This is a genomic window from Bacteroidota bacterium, from assembly GCA_018816945.1.
Classification (GTDB): Bacteria; Bacteroidota; Bacteroidia; order Bacteroidales.
In genome coordinates, this window is the sequence record JAHIVC010000094.1 from 1 (window position 1) to 2721 (window position 2721).

The 2721-nt window shown below is 36.9% G+C and carries 4 protein-coding genes; 1 reads left to right on the forward strand and 3 read right to left on the reverse strand.

Translation table 11 applies throughout. From position 1 onward, the window contains the following. Positions 1-74 precede the first annotated feature (74 nt). On the reverse strand, positions 75-605 hold the full coding sequence (locus tag KKG99_13745) for a transposase (protein MBU1014057.1): 531 nt from the start codon (positions 603-605) through the stop codon (positions 75-77). Positions 606-673: 68 nt separating this feature from the next. Between KKG99_13745 and KKG99_13750 the strand changes: the two genes are divergently transcribed. Beyond that, positions 674-856: a hypothetical protein gene (locus tag KKG99_13750; GenBank protein MBU1014058.1), complete on the forward strand. Its 183-nt coding sequence runs from the start codon at positions 674-676 to the stop codon at positions 854-856. Positions 857-903: 47 nt separating this feature from the next. Here the strand turns inward: KKG99_13750 and KKG99_13755 are convergent, their stop codons facing one another. Together KKG99_13755 and KKG99_13760 are read right to left on the reverse strand one after the other, a co-directional pair. Then, entirely contained in the window at positions 904-1725 is an 822-nt protein-coding gene (locus KKG99_13755) for a hypothetical protein (GenBank protein MBU1014059.1), read from the reverse strand. A 1-nt stretch (position 1726) separates the two neighbouring features. After that, positions 1727-2653, reverse strand: coding sequence for a hypothetical protein (locus tag KKG99_13760; protein MBU1014060.1), 927 nt, complete (start codon positions 2651-2653; stop codon positions 1727-1729). Positions 2654-2721 lie beyond the last annotated feature (68 nt).

Below are 2721 nucleotides of genomic sequence, written 5' to 3' on the forward strand. Positions count from 1 at the left end.
CCCCCCGCTGGCGCGGATTTGCAATCCGTGCCATTGTTAAATATCTTGCTAATAATCCACCTTCATTTTCCATCTCAACTTAACAATGTAACTTCTAACAAACCCTTACCACCAGCATAATTAACAGCGCTGCTGTATAAATAATCCTCAGGTTTGAAAACCAAACCTTCCTCAACCGGGTTGTAATGAATATAATTTAGTTTTTCCCTTATTACTTTGTTTGACCACAGTTCAACTGGCTTGTTGTCAGCTCTCCAGAATCGATGCCCTGAATCGGTATTGAATTGATTTAACAACCATTCTCTGCGACTTTCATGGTCGTTGTTCTCGATTGCTTTTAATACTGCTTTACTGGTGAACTTCTTAAAATCTCTCATAATTTCGGGTAATTGATCAGTTTTAGTTGCTCTGATAATCAGGTGCACATGATTCGTCATAATGCACCAGGCGAAAATCTCAAGCCCTTTATTGTGCTGACAATAGACAAGACCCTCAAGTAAGATGTCTTTGTACTGGTTTCGGGTAAAAACATCAACCCATCCCTGTACTGCAAAGCTCACAAAATACGTGCCTTCTGGGTTATAAAACTTGTATTTACGACTCATTAAACAAAAATAGAAATTTCATGTATTGCGGGTGCGGCAAAATTCATTGCATTAAATGTTGAAGTGCTTTGGGCACGGATTACAAATCCGCGCCAGCGGGGGCCATGAACGACAAAGCTGCCCTTGAGCAATTACAGCTCATTAACGAGCTGAACGAGGAAGAAAAAGGCATACTGCTCAAGCTGATTGAGACTTTCGTTTCTAAAAAACGGTTTAAAGATTACCTGAAAAAAAATATTGCTGCATTATAAAACAAAAAAAGCCGAATTGCTCCGGCTTTTGTTTTAATTTTACTTTTTTAAAATGTTATTGCTATTTTATTAGAATTAAAATTGCCGGAATATAATTTATACTCACCTACTAATTTTGGCAACATTGTTTTTGTCTCTATGTATTTTGATTGATTTTTATCCCAAATCGGAGTAGTATAAACGTATGTCGGCAAATATGGACATATACAGAAAGTAAAACCACCTTTTAATAATTTAAATCCGATAAGATTATAAGTATCTATACAAGTCTCACCAGGCATCAAAAAAACAAATTTGTCTTTAAACTTATCTATTATCACTTCCGGTATTAGATCCGATTCAATGTAATGAGTTTTAACCTCATTTAGTGTGTCTGGTTGCTTACTAAAAATCTCACGATAAATGTATTCATAAATGTCAGCCAAATCATCGTTAACCATATCTATTTCTTGTTCTTGTTCAACTTCTATATCAACAGTATCATTTACAATAATCCAACCTTTAGAAAATGATGCATCGCCACCAATTATCACCTTATAATTATCATTGGCAAAATTTTCATGCATTTTTGCCCTTTTTAGATAATTAGGATTTAAATATTCTTCTATCGGGTATTGTAATAAAGTTCCCCATGGCAACATCGGTAATCCGCAGCGACTATCTGAGATTTTCTGAAAATAATAATTAGTATCAGAATTATTTCTATAAGTGATAATTAATTCAGGATAGTATATTGTTGAATCTTTCTGGAAAATGTCGTATCCTTTGACCCATTTAGCTGACAATTCGATGCTTACACTTTGAGAATATGTGGAAATATTAAAACTCAAATGCAAGAATAAAATAATATATAAATTTATTGTTTTCATATTAAAATGGATATACGAAAGAATGATTAAAAGTCCAATGAAAGTTAGTGTAATTCATTGAATTAAACTGTGGATATATAGTTCCCCAATTAATTATTTGATCTCTTGTAAAACTATTTAGTTGAAGACCCCCAAGAGAATTTTGATAACTATAAGCATGGAAATCTAACATATCTAGGAAATCTTGAGTTAAAAGAGTACGGGATTGACCGGCTAGTGCCGCAAATTGTGATACATGGACGAATTCATGCCCCATAGTAAAAAATAATTGCTTTGCACTTGAAAATGCAAAGTTTTTATTAAAGTAAACATTTGACATGCCTGTTAATTTGCCTGTTGTAACGTATGATGACGTTACTGTCGAACCAGGTGCACCTATTGCATCCATTGCATCTTGAATTTTGATAGGGACATTTTCAACGGTAAAAGCTTTCACATTATTCATTGGAGCATCTTTGTACCAAGCTTTCTGAGCATCAGACAGAAATTGGTCTGTAGCAGGCACTGGATCCCCTCCATTGACACCAAGATCTACACACCCTTTTTGAAAAACAGAGATTTGCCTTTGATATTGAATCCCCCCAGAAATGCCTCCTATTAATGCGCCACCTAATGCACCATAGCCACCACCAATTAAACCAGATTGCAAGCCTTGTCCAAAACTCGCTCCTCCCATCCATGCATTACCAGCACCTCCAACAAAACCTCCTGCGAAGCCTCCAGAAGCTCCGACTAACGCCCCATTAGCTACAGCGCCTCCAAATGAAGTTGCAGTACCCAATGCTCCAGCAACAGCCTGCCCAGCAAAACCACCTGCTGCCCCAGCTAAAGCCCCCGCTGGCGCGGATTTGCAATCCCCCCGCTGGCGCGGATTTGCAATCCGTGCCATTGTTAAATATCTTGCTAATAATCCACCTTCATTTTCCATCTCAACTTAACAATGTAACTTCTAACAAACCCTTACCACCAGCATAATTAACAGCGCTGCTGTATAAA

Excerpts from the sequence above, each read along its gene's own strand:
- KKG99_13745 (MBU1014057.1), bottom strand. The coding sequence starts at position 605 with ATGAGTCGTAAATACAAGTTTTATAACCCAGAAGGCACGTATTTTGTG.
- KKG99_13755 (MBU1014059.1), bottom strand. The coding sequence starts at position 1,725 with ATGAAAACAATAAATTTATATATTATTTTATTCTTGCATTTGAGTTTT.
- KKG99_13760 (MBU1014060.1), bottom strand. The coding sequence starts at position 2,653 with ATGGAAAATGAAGGTGGATTATTAGCAAGATATTTAACAATGGCACGG.